General features: G+C 55.3%; 14 protein-coding genes and 1 pseudogene. 7 read left to right on the top strand and 8 right to left on the bottom strand.

The window, feature by feature from the left end:
- Positions 1-60 precede the first annotated feature (60 nt).
- Both M7Q83_RS04475 and M7Q83_RS04470 read right to left on the bottom strand, forming a co-directional pair.
- Positions 61-759, bottom strand: coding sequence for a lysophospholipid acyltransferase family protein (locus M7Q83_RS04475; protein ID WP_298335801.1), 699 nt, complete (start codon positions 757-759; stop codon positions 61-63).
- Complete coding sequence (locus M7Q83_RS04470; protein WP_298335799.1) at positions 759-1,409, bottom strand: (d)CMP kinase; 651 nt, start codon at positions 1,407-1,409, stop codon at positions 759-761. Before M7Q83_RS04470 ends, M7Q83_RS04475 begins: the two co-directional genes overlap by 1 nt.
- A gap of 187 nt (positions 1,410-1,596) precedes the next feature.
- Here M7Q83_RS04470 and htpX point away from each other — a divergent pair, with 187 nt between their 5' ends.
- Both htpX and M7Q83_RS04460 read left to right on the top strand, forming a co-directional pair.
- Complete coding sequence (gene htpX, locus M7Q83_RS04465; RefSeq protein WP_298335797.1) at positions 1,597-2,556, top strand: zinc metalloprotease HtpX; 960 nt, start codon at positions 1,597-1,599, stop codon at positions 2,554-2,556.
- Between the two features lies 1 nt (position 2,557).
- On the top strand, positions 2,558-3,127 hold the full coding sequence (locus M7Q83_RS04460; RefSeq protein ID WP_298335795.1) for a hypothetical protein: 570 nt from the start codon (positions 2,558-2,560) through the stop codon (positions 3,125-3,127).
- 409 nt (positions 3,128-3,536) lie between these two features.
- Here the strand turns inward: M7Q83_RS04460 and M7Q83_RS04455 are convergent, their stop codons facing one another.
- Positions 3,537-5,516: a bifunctional diguanylate cyclase/phosphodiesterase gene (locus M7Q83_RS04455; protein WP_298335793.1), complete on the bottom strand. Its 1,980-nt coding sequence runs from the start codon at positions 5,514-5,516 to the stop codon at positions 3,537-3,539.
- 876 nt (positions 5,517-6,392) lie between these two features.
- Here M7Q83_RS04455 and M7Q83_RS04450 point away from each other — a divergent pair.
- Both M7Q83_RS04450 and M7Q83_RS04445 read left to right on the top strand, forming a co-directional pair.
- The gene (locus tag M7Q83_RS04450; RefSeq protein WP_298335791.1) at positions 6,393-6,770 is read left to right on the top strand and encodes an S-adenosylmethionine decarboxylase; all 378 of its coding nucleotides are present in this window, start codon (positions 6,393-6,395) and stop codon (positions 6,768-6,770) included.
- A 148-nt stretch (positions 6,771-6,918) separates the two neighbouring features.
- On the top strand, positions 6,919-7,719 hold the full coding sequence (locus M7Q83_RS04445) for a hypothetical protein (protein ID WP_298335789.1): 801 nt from the start codon (positions 6,919-6,921) through the stop codon (positions 7,717-7,719).
- Between the two features lie 170 nt (positions 7,720-7,889).
- Here the strand turns inward: M7Q83_RS04445 and M7Q83_RS04440 are convergent, their stop codons facing one another.
- Complete coding sequence (locus M7Q83_RS04440) at positions 7,890-8,657, bottom strand: SDR family oxidoreductase (RefSeq protein WP_298335787.1); 768 nt, start codon at positions 8,655-8,657, stop codon at positions 7,890-7,892.
- A 313-nt stretch (positions 8,658-8,970) separates the two neighbouring features.
- Between M7Q83_RS04440 and M7Q83_RS04435 the strand changes: the two genes are divergently transcribed.
- From M7Q83_RS04435 to M7Q83_RS04425, 3 genes are read left to right on the top strand one after another with little or no spacing between them, the layout of a single operon-like run.
- Positions 8,971-9,618: a class II aldolase/adducin family protein gene (locus M7Q83_RS04435; protein WP_298335785.1), complete on the top strand. Its 648-nt coding sequence runs from the start codon at positions 8,971-8,973 to the stop codon at positions 9,616-9,618.
- Entirely contained in the window at positions 9,615-10,010 is a 396-nt protein-coding gene (locus tag M7Q83_RS04430) for a carboxymuconolactone decarboxylase family protein (RefSeq protein ID WP_298335783.1), read from the top strand. Before M7Q83_RS04435 ends, M7Q83_RS04430 begins: the two co-directional genes overlap by 4 nt.
- On the top strand, positions 10,000-10,476 hold the full coding sequence (locus M7Q83_RS04425; RefSeq protein WP_298335781.1) for a MarR family winged helix-turn-helix transcriptional regulator: 477 nt from the start codon (positions 10,000-10,002) through the stop codon (positions 10,474-10,476). The genes M7Q83_RS04430 and M7Q83_RS04425 overlap by 11 nt, the downstream gene beginning before the upstream one ends.
- A 102-nt stretch (positions 10,477-10,578) precedes the next feature.
- On the opposite strand, the gene aroA is transcribed toward M7Q83_RS04425, so the two are convergent.
- The 4 genes and pseudogenes from aroA to M7Q83_RS04405 all read right to left on the bottom strand — a co-directional run.
- A complete protein-coding gene (gene aroA, locus M7Q83_RS04420) occupies positions 10,579-11,889 on the bottom strand; it encodes a 3-phosphoshikimate 1-carboxyvinyltransferase (RefSeq protein WP_298335779.1) in 1,311 nt (436 codons plus the stop codon).
- A gap of 8 nt (positions 11,890-11,897) precedes the next feature.
- Positions 11,898-12,260, bottom strand: a complete 363-nt coding sequence (aroH, locus tag M7Q83_RS04415; RefSeq protein ID WP_298335777.1) for a chorismate mutase — start codon at positions 12,258-12,260, stop codon at positions 11,898-11,900.
- Positions 12,261-12,270: 10 nt separating this feature from the next.
- Positions 12,271-12,855 carry a pseudouridine synthase gene (locus tag M7Q83_RS04410; RefSeq protein WP_298335872.1) on the bottom strand — a complete coding sequence of 195 codons (585 nt, stop codon included), beginning with the start codon at positions 12,853-12,855 and terminating at the stop codon, positions 12,271-12,273.
- Positions 12,853-12,957, bottom strand: a pseudogene (locus M7Q83_RS04405) (S4 domain-containing protein); the annotation flags it as partial. The pseudogene M7Q83_RS04405 and the gene M7Q83_RS04410, both read right to left, overlap by 3 nt.
- Between the last annotated feature and the right edge of the window lie 13 nt (positions 12,958-12,970).

The following is a 12,970-nucleotide window of genomic DNA, read 5'->3' as shown; positions in this document are numbered from 1 at the left end:
CATCCGCAAAAAACCCGCACGCGATGATGCCACCTGCTCGCTACTCTCTCTATCCGCCCTCTAGAGCGTCGAACGCAGCCGGACCCGCTCATGCTCAGCCTGCGTGCGCAGTCGATTCAACTCCGACTGCAACTGTTCGGTCAGTCTGGTAATCTCCGAGCGGCGCACCCGTGCAGCGGAGACGTTGCCCGAACGCACTGACAGAGGCATCAAGGAGGCACCCACTTCGATCGCAATGGGTGCAGGATAGATGAGCCTGGCACCCACCGGCATCGCCTGTTCAGAACCGGAAATACCAACAGGGACAATGGGCACCATAGCCTTGAGTGCCAGATAGGATGCCCCCTCTTCAAGGTTCTCCACCTTGGCACCTCTGCGGCGTGTACCCTCCGGAAAGACCACGAGGCTCGATCCTGAGAGCAGCGCTGCCTGGGCAATCTCCACCGCATCTCGGTCGGTACCGTCGCGGTCGACGGGAAAGCCGCCAAGGAGCCGCAAAAGTTTTGCAAAGATCGGATTAACAAAGACGCCCGATTTAGCCATGTACGTCATCGGATCACGGGTGATAGAGCCGACCAAAAGCGTATCGATATTCGAACGATGTGTGGGTGCCAGGATATAGGGAGGTTGTGGCATGGGAGTCTCATAATGTACCGTCACCAACCAGAAATGGCGATTCCAGCCCTCCACAGTTCGCTGTGCCCCCTGATAGAAGCGTCGCTCGAAGGCAGATGGTGCGATGTAGCGCGTTCGATCCATCAGCTTGGGGCCTCAACGGAGGCGCGCTCTGACTGGAGAGCCACGAGACGAGCCATGCGATCGACCAGGACTTCGACTGGTTCATCCGAGTTGTCAACAAGAAATGCGTCACGAGCCATCCTCAACGGCGCATCACGACGTACCGAGTCCTTGCGATCGCGATCGATCAACTCCAACCCCTCCTCCGGCCGCCGCTCGATGCGAATCTGTTGGCGCGCGACAAGATAGAACTTGCAGATCGCCTGGGGCCATACCACCGATCCGATATCACGACCCTCCACGACACACGAGCCAACGCTGCTGATCTGCGCCCGTTCCAGCTCCAAGATACGCCGTCGTACCGTAGAGTCCGCCGCGACCAGCGAAAGGATCTGCTGGACCATCGGTAGACGCAGCTCCTCGCCAAGATAACCGCCATCAAGCAGAGCGCGATCCCCTTTGACGGTGATCCGGTGATGATCAAACCAATCCTCCACAAAACCGGGCTCCAACCGATCTTCGCCGAGGACAGGCGCCAGGCCCCAGGCGGCAACTCGAAAAAAGAGACCTGTCGACAACATCGGCACAGCAAGACGTTCTGCGAGCCGCGAAGCGATAGTCGACTTTCCTGAACCCCCTGGTCCATCGATGGCAACAATTGTCACGGTCACTACGACCAGACTTTCTGAATACGTCGGCCAGAACCCACTTCTACCTTTCGCCTACCAGCTGCTAGAATAGCAGGCAGAGAGCTGGTCGGGCACCTCTTCGGGAAGGATGAAGCGCAGGTCCACGCTGGTTGTGTGAGCAAACCTAGTACAGATGAACGGAAAGCAAAAGATCCAAGAAAGGTGATCAATGGCGGAATCTCGATATGTAAAGGATAGAGGGTTGAGTGCTCGCATGGCATTCACGATCTTTCTTCTTGGGCTCGTCTACGTTCTCTTCTTTGGGCTCTTGATCGCAGTTGGCGTTGGCGCCATCACGGTCGTGATCATCGCCGTCGCCCTGCTCGTGGCACAGCTCTACTTCTCTGACCGCATTGCACTCTTTGGGATGCATGGTCACATCGTCACCCAGGAACAGGCACCCGAGCTCTACCAGATCGTTGCCCAGCTCACCACTCTGGCCGACATGCCGATGCCAAAGATCGCCATCTCCGAACTCGACGTCCCCAATGCCTTCGCAACCGGACGGAGCCCTAAGAACGCAGTGGTATGTGTCACCCGTGGCCTGATGCGTCGACTACCCCCACAAGAGCTCGAGGCCGTCTTGTCGCATGAACTCAGCCACATTGCGCATCGGGACGTTGTGGTGATGACGATCGCCTCCTTTCTCGGCGTCCTCGCAGGGCTGCTGACCCGATTGATGTTCTACTCTGAGATCTTTGGTGGCATGATGGGAGGAGGCTACGGTGGCGGACGTGGCCGTGGAGGAGGTCGTGGCAACGGCGGGGGAAATATAATCGCCATCGAGATGACGATCATGCTGATCTCGGCAGTCGTGTATGCCATCAGTTTTTTCCTCATCAGAGCTCTGTCTCGCTATCGCGAATTAGCCGCTGACCGCGCTGGAGCTATATTGATTGGGCGCCCAGCAGCCTTGAAGTCAGCGCTTCTACGCATCTCTGGAACAATGGGGCAAATCCCTACCAGAGACCTGCGCACCGCCCAGGCCTTTAACGCCTTCTTCTTCACCCCAGCCATCAACCCCCGCAATCCCTCACTCGCCTCTGGGCTCTTTGCCACCCACCCCAGTATCGAAAAGCGCATCGCACAGCTCGACGAACTCGATCGGGAACTCGGGAAGGCAGAATAGCGTGGGCTTCTTTGATACTATTTTGGGTAAATCCAAGCAGGTCAATGCAAACCTTGACTCGATCTTTGCCTTGTCAAGTGCTGCCATCACGCTCCAAGTTTCAGCGAACCTTGTGCCCACCATGCAGGCAGCAGTGGTCTTTAAGCCAGCCTCTGGGGCCGCGTTCGCCAACACCGAGTCTGAGTTCCAGGGCGTTCTTAAAGAGATGACCGACGTGAAGATCTCGCTGTCGACCGATTCCTATGGATACCGTTGGGTCGTGATCGACGGTCAAGACCTAGAGACCGTCGTAACCGCCTCTCATGCAGTGAACCGCAGTCTTGAGGACCACGGCTTCTCACCGCAGCTCCTCTGTTCGCTCTACCCCTTCCAGGACACGAAGGATCAGAGCATGGTCTACTGGGTTTATCTCTATAAACGAGGTACGTTTTATCCCTTCGTACCCCTCGCTCACGAACGTCGCGACAACGAAAGAGAGCTCTCCCTAAAGGCGATTGTCGGCACCGATCTCCCAGTGGAGACCGACGTACAGCGGTGGTTTCCTCTTTGGGATATACCGATTCACCCCTAGCATCACATCAAGCCAACACCAAAGTTATCGCTCACCCGGGACCACCGTCACTTTGAATCGGTGGCACATCATCAGCGCATCTCGGGACTATTCACTCAAGATGCCGCCTCGGCCTACCGCATCACTGTACAGCCAACAACGATACTACGTCCCCAGCGAGCCCTTGCACAAGGATCGCTTCGAATTAACAACAGTGACGAATTTCCTTGGAGGACCCCTCACCGCCGGTCCACTTTATTGCAGACTCACAACTTGCATTCAGGCCCCTGGCTTCCCACTGCTTGAACTATCGAGTAAATGGTGATGTAGAAATGCCGATGTTGCTGCAGCAAAGACACCACTCCTTGAGCAACAGAATCGAAAACACAACATGCTCTGGTACCAGCCAGGCACGACCGACATGTGCAGACTATGCAGACAATCCACCAGACAGATTGAAAACGCTACGCTTGTCCACCAGTCTAACGAGTTCTTCTAGTGGCACTGGTTTAGAATAAAGATAGCCTTGCATGTACTCGCAGCCGAGCTCAGCCAACCGTCGGGCTTGCTCGATGTTCTCAACGCCCTCCGCAATAATATCCATATTGAGCCCCTTGGCAATAGCGATGATAGCCATCACCAGGGTATCTGATACCGATACCGTGCCACCAAGAGCTTCAACGAACGACCGGTCAATTTTTAGCAAATCAACGGGTAACGTCCGCAAGTACGCAAGTGAAGAGTATTCAGTCCCGAAATCATCAAGGGCCACACGCACCCCTCGACTTCGCAACTTCTGCAGTTGTCCATCAGCAATAGTCAGATCACTCATGAGCGACGATTCGGTGATTTCGACACAAACTGCCTCACCGTCGAGGCACGACTCCCTCAAAGCAGCGACCAGCAAGATATCGATCCTGTCTCTTCGAAACTGTTCAACCGAGAGGTTGACGTTCAGACGTACATGTGCAAGAGCTGGGCGAGATGCTCTGATAGTGACGAGGTCTTTGACCGCATTGAAAAGAACCCATCTACCAATATCAAGGATCGCACCGGTCTGTTCAGCGAGCTTGATGAACTGGTCCGGGGCCAGAACCCCGTGCTTCGGGTGACGCCATCTCACAAGGGCTTCAACAGCCACAATAGTCTGTGAGCTCATCTCGACAATGGGATGATATACCAGGAAGAGTTCTCCTTGGCGAACCGCGTTATGCAGATCAACTTCGAGATCGGCATGGGCCTCTACCGATTTACGAATACTATCAGTGAACACTGCAATGGAGCTGGGACTGCTGGCCTTTGCTTCATACATTGCAAGATCTGCATTCTCTATGAGTGTCTGGACATCCAATGTTGAATCAATGGTAGCGATCTCTATCCCTACGGCAGCCGAGATACGATAGACCGACTGATGGACATTGATCGTCCTCCCAAGTGCTTCGGTGATGCTAGCAGCTATCGTCATCGCATCTGCTGCATCAGCAATATCTTTTTCAATGACAACAAACTCATCGCCGCCCATTCTGAACACCGCACCCGATGGGCTGCTGGAGGCTTCTAGACGCTGCGCCACTTCTCGTAATACTGCATCACCACCGCTGTGACCCAGAGTATCATTAAGCATCTTGAAGCGATCGAGATCAATGAAGAATATAGCAATTTTAATACCAGGGTGGTGACAACTAGCCTCATCAACAAGAACACTGATATATTCGTCGAGGTACTTTCTATTCCCGAGCCCGGTTAAATAGTCATGAGTAGATTGATAGTGGAGGCGCCGCTGGGCATCATCTGACTTTCCTAGCGCGGAAGACAATCTGAAGAGCGCAAGGAGTGCTACCACGAAAGCCAATCCACCAAGTATGTCACGGTTGAAAGTAGTCTCGTTAGGCGCAATCAAGAGAATTGGCATCGCGAGAAAGCTTACACCAATTATGACTAGTCTTGGAATCAGACGAGGATTGCGGCTTACAAATGATGGTTCTGTGAGTGTATGCACAGTAGGATCGACTGTCATTAGGATGAATGTTAATAATGAAACCGAATACGGTAGGTTCATCAATCCAAAGGAGAGGTTGATCCGATGAACCTCGTCTAGCAAATAAAGCGCGTCACCAATGAACATCGAACACATCGTAAGTAATAATAAGACATCCGTTGTCGTCAGCCGCCTCTGTAGAAGCAACTCAATTCGCACCGTCAAGGATACTAACACAGCCGACAGGGTGGGATATATTGCGAGGACAATAATTACCCGAAGTGAAATATTCTGATCAGCCAATGGACTAATAACAAAGGCCCAGGCGATTCCGAATATTAGCACTCCGGTCATGAGGGTTTCGATGATAGCGCCATTCCGATTTGCTTTAGGTCCCTCTTGTATTTTAAGAATCCCGCTCAACACGATCACTAGGAGCACATATCCTGAGAGAGAGACCACGCTGGGCAACCAAGGCCGATTCGGTGTGAGGTTACCGAAGGAGTGCAAGAGTGCTCTCAACGCGGATCCGATCATGAACAAGACGAGCGATGATGCTATGAGCACCCAGACCCATACTTGGTTTGGTCGGTAGCGCAGTACATACTGGACGATACTGGCTAGCGTAACGACCCCTAAGAGCGCGTAGGCAAGTGTCGTTTCAATGCGGAGGAATTGGAGAGCTTCGATCAGTACCCATAGGGTAATGAAACCCAGTGCAGCGGGCCGCTTCAGGAGATTACGGGTCTCGTCAGAAGCCAGCGACTGGCGGTACTTGCGGGAGATCCATTGCGGACGCTTTGCCGGAGGGTCTTCGCCAGGAGCTCGATGCTGTTTTGCAATGGGGCACATAAGTATTCCATCGGCAGGCTACGTCGGGCGCTTAAGGAATCCTCCAGGGTACTTGCACTGCAGATGCCCTCCCAAAGCACGTGGTGAAAAGGACCCCGTCGTTCTGCACCTGCTATTGCACATGTGCTGTTCCAGCCCCCATCAGTACATCAACCTCCACCCGCCCGGCGAGTCCCTACCCACAATGGACCTGACCCACAGAGTTTGGGCACGCTACAGTGCTGTGATCCATCCATTGAGTTCACCGCTTGCCGATGATCTATGCCAACTGGACAACGAGGCCGCCGCCCAACCTACCCTATTCACGATCGACACCGCTTCCAACAACCAATCATTTCGTCAGGCCTGCCACAAACTTTTCCCGTTTAACGGGAACGCTAATCAATTGCTGCAAATCCGTAGGTAGGGAGGCGCGCCCTGGGGGTGAACGCATGAACCAACCACTAGGGTTAACACATGGTGTTAGCGCAAGATGAGGACCATGGCAACAAACACGTCGATCTGGCCCCCTCGATTTACCGACAGCGACTAGTAATAGAAGGTCGCAGAGAGCTACCAATCGGCGACAAGGATATCCAGGAGTATCTTTCGCAACTCTCGGACGTGTGTGGGATGACCCTTCTCATCGACCCCGTAACTCATAGATCTGACCGTTTTGGCTGGGCTGGCTGGGTACATTGGGAAACCTCTGGCGCTCATTTCTATGCATGGGAGAGTCCGCTGGTGTTCTTTAGCGTGGACATTTATACCTGCCTAGCATTTGAACCGAGTACGGCAGTCAGCTTTACAAAGTCCTACTTTGACGCTACCCATATTACATCGAAAGCATTCTAAAACAACCATGCAGGAATACATCTATCTGAATCCAATCACCGAACTATGAGTGCATATCTCACCTTTTCTGACAAGACATACGATGGGTTATGAACGCGCTTTTAGCGGTGGACGGTAGGAAGATCCAAACACCACTACGGAATCATGAATGATTACACCTACCCCCTTCAGCGTCAACCTGTACACTGCTAATGATCCACGTGCCAAGCCCGCCTTGGAGCTCGAGGGATTAGTATTTCTTCGCGAATTTGGCAATACTCCCAAGGAGCTCGATGAGGAATATGGTCCCTATAGGAACTACAGCATCATTTTGTGTGTGACGGACAACTTGACCAATTTGATCGCGGGAATGGCGAGAGTCATACTGCCTAACGATGCTATTGGCCTAAAGACACTGAACGATATCGCCAAACAGTGGCCTGAATTGTATAATGATTCGTGCTTCGACGAGCTCTTCTTGTCGACACCTGATCACTGGGATATAGGCACAGTAGCCATTGGCGTTGAGTATCAATCACCTCTCGCTGCAAGCCTCGTGAGTCTAGGATTATATCAGGCAATCACACAACTAGCTCAATACTATCGAATTGATAGCCTAATCGCATTGCTTGATAGCAAGGTGTATCGCATGACGAGATGGAAGTTTCATTCCCCCTTTCTGCCGATCCCTGGGGCAAAGGCAAAGCCATACTTAGGTTCGGCAGCCAGTTACCCCGTCTATAGTCGTATAAGCGAATGGGGCGCACGCCTCAAGGTAAAAGACCCCACGATCTACGAGATCATCTACGGTGGCACAGGAATCGAAGCTGCTATATCTCCAATGTCTATTGACCACGGTGTTTCCCTTATTCGAAACGTTGGCTTGATCGTTGATGTGCGTTCCACGACACCGGATAAGCTGAACATCGCTCCAACACCCATTGTTGATTTATTAGATCCGATACGCTAACGGGGCAGCTTTTCCATCCCAGCATCTTGCAATAGGTTGGTGAACTCTCAACAGCGCTCTTCCATGAGTTATATGGGTAGGAACAGCGTCATATTGGGTAACCGGAAGGCCCCTCATGGCGCGTCCTCTCACATTCAAGGTGGTTCATCTGGGGTGGATCACTCCACGAACTAGAGCAACCCTCTGGTCGCTCCACCGTCAACCGCGATCGCCTGGCCAGTGATATAGCCCGCCCACCTTGAGCACAGATACGCAACGAGGTGGCCACAATCATCTGGATCACCGAAGCGACCCATCGGTACCCGCGAGAGCATCCGATCGAGATCGACCCCGGCCTCCTGTAGGGCGACCAGACGCTGCGTTGCATGAAGTCCGGGAAGGATTGAATTGACCGTCACATCAAAATGTGCCAACTCGAAAGCCGCCGCCTTCAAGTACGCAAGGAGACCGGCTCGCGCCACGTTGGAGGGCATCATCTCGGGATCTGGCTCGCGAACGACATACGAACTGATCGAGACAACTCTCCCGAACCGACGTGCCCTCATCAATGGAGCTACCGCCTCTACCAGCTCGATCATCGGTGCGAGTACCAACCCAACGCCCTCATGGAGTTGATCCACCGGCATCGCGCCTAACGAGGCGTTCTTGGGGCCTCCAGCATTTAGCACGAGGATGTCTATATGACCATGGAGATTGAGAAACTGTCGAAGCAACTCCTGCGGTCTCCCGGATACGGCCAAATCCACGGGTAGATACTGCGCCCCACGGCCCAGCAGTGAAACCGCCCTCTCACCAACCTGCTCGTCGCGCGCTGCAATCACCACCTCGGCACCTTCTTCCAGGAGAGCTGCGGCGACACTGAAACCAAGGCCGCGAGTTCCACCCGTTACCAGCGCCTTCGCCCCCTTTAGACCAAGATCCATTACTCCCCTCCCCATCGTCGCGTCCCCTTGGGGACTGCTCGGGCATTTGCACGACGATCACCCATCCCACCCTAGTTCCACTACGACCTGTGAAACCAGTGGCGCATTCTAGCCCCACACGACCGCTTAGGAACGACTGGAGCCCAAGTGCACATCTACCCTACCAACGACAACCGAACCCCAAATCATGGAGCGCTACGCCAAGCCTCTACCGTCGAACTCCCCATGGGTGGATCAGCGACAACTGCGCTGAGAGGCCGGAGAAGTGAGTCGGCTGGTGTAGTATTTACTACACAATAACTTGTGAACGAACAGAAAGAAGAGTCCCATGACCCAGCAAGCCGAAAGTATCGTACGTGCCGCCAACATTCTCTTTGAGAACGGAGTGATGTCCCATACGGGCCACGCAAACCTGTCAGCTCGACTTGGGGCCGATAGCATGTTGCTCACCATCGATGGACAGGTCCGCAACCTCACTGCCGATCGGGTAGCGACCGTTGGACTTGACGGTGTCGTCCGCGAAGGCGATCTCGACCCAACCAACGCAGAGATCATCGCGATGCACTCCGAGATCTATAAACTACGAAGCGATGTGGGAGGCATTATCCATACGCATTCGCCGAGTCTTTTGGCATTCGCGATGGCCAATCAGGCGCTCCCTTGCCGCTACGAAGCGCTCCTCCGATGGGGCCAGTCTGTCGACGTACCCGTCGCCACCTGGGCACCACGTGGATCAGACAAGTCGGTCTCAGCCATTATCGACCAAGCCAAGGCTCACCCTGAGACGAAGGCGGTCATCCTCGGAAACCACGGCGTCTTGGTGTTCGCTAGCGATCCTGTTGCCACCGCACAACTCCTCACTGTCCTCGAAGAGGCGGCCGAGGCAGAGCTGGCGGCAATTGGACTCGGAGGCGCACAATCCTTGCCCGAATCTGCTTTGGCTGCTATTCGCGAGTCGATGGCGAGAGTTCGATGACGACACCAGATGTTGCCGCCATTGAGGCTAGCTATCGTGCGTTGACTGGGACCGTTCCTCCCTCTATTGCAGACCGGATACGCATCGCGCGACTGGCCGATCGGGATGAGAGCATCGTGAGTATTGAAGCGTTGCGAGCCCAGTTGATCATGGATAATCCGCTCGACTCCAAGACCGCGCAGCTCGTTCACTTCGCCCAGCTTCTCGTCCTTGGTGAACACGATGCGGCGACGCTCCACGCTGGCGCCGCGCGTAAAGCCGGGGCAACCCTCAAAGATCTCCTCGGGGTCGTAGAACTCGCGCTCATCACCGCTGGGATGCCTGCCTATAGCAGAGGCATCGCCATCCTTGCAACCATGTTCCCAGGAGATCAGCTCGAACATGGTGGATGACCTTGGATTCCGACTCGCTAGGGTCGCGCGGCAGTTGCGAACGCAGTGGGGAGAGCGGCTGGGGACGATAGCCCTCAACCAACCACAGGCGGCGATTCTGCGAACCTTGGCGGGAGCCCCGGGCCTAGGGCTCCGCGAGATCAGCCGAATTATCGGGGCTGATCCCTCGAACCTGCGTCGGGAGATCGAGCGACTCGCCAAACGCGATCTTCTCATTGTCGAGACTCCACAGCACGCTGGCATCAAAGCCACACTCGCCCTCACGACGGCTGGGGAACAGCTGGCGAACGAGATCGAACAACTGGCTCGCGTCCAGATGGCATCGACCATCGACCAACTCTCCCTTGGCGATCAAGCTGCACTGACTCGCGTCATCGCCCAGCTCGAGGTGCTCACCGGTATCACCGAATCAACTCCAGAGAACGAGAAAGACTCACGATCAACCTCTCGAGTCGGAGCTGGTTGACCGTTGTAATCTTGACCGCTTGATCACAACGCCACGTTGGCCTCGCCTCATTTGGGTAGCCTCGCTCCCTCACGATAGCCTCCCTTCATCACGATAGCCTCGCTAGACCAACTCGATCGTCACCGATGAGAGCGCTTCGAGGTCGCGAAAGAAGCCAGGATAGCTCGTCGCCACCGTCTCGACCCCGTCAATCTCTGTCATCCCACCCGCCAACATACCCAGTATGGCGGCGGCCATCGCGATACGATGGTCGAGGTTGGCGCCCACCCGACGCTGCCCAGCGCCTAATGAGCCAGGTTGGAGTCCTCCATGGACGACCAATCCGTCAGTGAGCTTTTCCACCGTAACTCCAAAGGACATCAACAGCTCGGCGGTTGTCTCGATCCGGTCCGTCTCCTTGATGCGGAGTTCGCCCGCATCATGGATGATGGTCAGCCCACCGGCAAAGGCGGCAGCGACGCACAGGATCGGGATCTCATCGATAAGGCTTGGGATGATCGAACCACCGATCTCGACACCCTCGAGCGAGGAACCCTGCACTCTGAGGCGACCATGATCGCGGGTCAAGTGGGCACCCATGCGTTCGAGCACCTCAAGGAACCCGGTCCGTGTCGGACCAAGATACATCTCCTCAACTTCGAGATCGGCACCTGGCGTGCAGGCTGCCGCCACGACAAAGAAGGCCGCAGCAGATGGATCGCCTGGTATGCGGAATGAAAACGGTGACGGCTGCGCGGGGCCTACGATGGTGACGCGGTGTGCTTCGCTGTCCTCCACAAAATCCTCGACAAGATCAATACCGGTCAGCCCAAAGAGCTCCTCCGTGTGTGGCCTGCTCAACACTGGCTCAACTACCGTTACTGGTCCATCGACTCCAAGTGCAGCAAAGAGTAGCGCCGACTTCACCTGCGCAGAGGCCACTGCTAGATGAACAGTTCCCGACACTAGTCCCCCACCACTCACCATCGCTGGCAGATAGGTATCACCATTTCGAGCCGAGATCGTAGCTCCAAGCTGGCGAAGCGGACCAATCACGCGCCCCATGGGTCGTTGCCGAAGGGAGTCATCCCCGGTAAAGAAAGAGAGGCCCGGCACCAACGTGGCGACCCCAATCCCAAGGCGTGCACCGGTGCCAGAGTTCCCCAAATCGAGTATCCGATCGGGCTCGATCAGGCCCGCACGACCCGAACTCTCCACCAAGGTCACCGACCCATCAACCCGCAACGATGCACCGTATCCCTCGATCATTGAGGCGGTGGCGGCCACATCAAGGGCGGTGCTGAGGTGGTCAAGGCGCGATACACCCCGGGCCAGCAACGCCAGCAAGAGAGCTCGATGGCTGATCGACTTATCGGGTGGTGGCCGGAGGCTGCCGACAAGGCGAGGCTCGGCAGAGAAGATCCGCGCCTGCACCGTACGCTCTAATCCGGAAGGTCGTCACGGAGCCCTATCGCTCCGTGCAAATAGACATGATGAAAAAGCCGACGATCACGATCATCCTCGACGTGCATCATCACTCGAACACAATGAGTCACTGCACCCTCAATCGTCAACTCCTGCGCACACATCAGCGGAACATCACCAAATCCAAGCGCCCTTGCTGCTGCGGCAGGAAACATCGAATGCAGATCCGAAGTAGCCGTGAAGAAGATACTGATCAACTGGTCCTTGTCCAGCTGATTGCGTTCGAGCATGACACTCACAAGTTCACGCACGTTTTTGTCTATCGCTTCGGCGGTGTCGGTATCCACCGTCGTCGCACCCCGTACTGCTCGCACACCCATGGCTGACAGGTTAGCGGGCCAACCGGCCGCCGGTGCGCAGGGCGATCAACTCGTCTGTGGTGATATCACGTGATTGACCAGGCGCCAAAGAGGGGTCCACAAGCGTACCGATGCGGGTGCGAACCAAGCGCGTCACCTCAAATCCGCATGCCGAAAGCATGCGACGTATCTGGCGATTTTTACCCTGTTTGAGAACGATCCTTAAGGTAGTGTTTGAGAGCTGACCGACCCGCCTAGCGACCAACAACTCACCATCGACTTCGATCCCACGACGCAATGCTCCGAGCAACTGTGAGGTGGCCTTCCGATCGATCGCAACAAGATACTCCTTCTCGACACCACCTCGTGGATGCATCAAATACTCCGCCAGCGGGCCGTCATTCGTGAGGATCAACAAACCCTCACTCTCGGCGTCTAGGCGGCCCACTGGGTAGATCCGGCTTTCACATGGCACCAGATCCACCACGGTTGGCCGACCATGAGGATCCTTGGCGGTTGAGACCACCCCAGGTGGCTTATTCAACAGTTTGTATTCGAGTGTCTCCGCGATGCCGACCGGCGCGCCATCAACGCAGATGGTATCGGCCGTGACCACCCGACAGCCAAGCCTGGCCACCTCTCCGTTGACAGTAACCCGCCCTGCTTCGATGATCTCCTCCGCGGCACGCCTAGAACCATAACCCCTCGTCGCTAAGACCTTCTGGAGTCGA

The sequence above is a fragment of the Ferrimicrobium sp. genome (assembly GCF_027364955.1).
GTDB lineage: Bacteria > Actinomycetota > Acidimicrobiia > Acidimicrobiales > Acidimicrobiaceae > Ferrimicrobium.
This window is presented reverse-complemented; position numbering and strand designations above follow the sequence as displayed.